Genomic DNA, 370 nt, shown 5'->3' with positions numbered 1-370 from the left:
ACCACAGTTTTCTATACTTATAGCTAATTACAATAATGGACATTTTTTTAAAGATTGTTATAAAAGCATTGTAGCTCAAACCTATAGTAAATGGGAAGCTGTTATTGTTGATGATGCTTCAAAGGATGATTCTATTGAAATTATAAATGATCTGATAAAAGGCGATGATAGGTTTAAATTATATTTAAATAAAACCAATAAAGGTTGTGGTTATACTAAACATAAGTGTGCCACACTAGCACAAGGAGACATAATGGGTTTTTTAGATCCAGATGATGCCTTGGTTCCAGAAGCTATAGCGCTTATGGTTAACACACACCTTAAAAATAAAGATGTTGCTATTGTAACCTCAAAATATGAGTTTGTAGAT

1 protein-coding gene is annotated in these 370 nt (G+C 30.8%); it reads left to right on the top strand.

Annotated features, from left to right (window positions below):
- Nucleotides 1-370, top strand: a 370-nt coding sequence (locus FUA24_RS23775; protein WP_148545811.1) for a glycosyltransferase family 2 protein, incomplete at both ends; no start/stop codon positions are given.

It is taken from the genome of Seonamhaeicola marinus (assembly GCF_008085455.1).
Note: the sequence above shows the minus strand (reverse complement) of the source record. Positions and strands in the feature narration are given on the sequence as shown.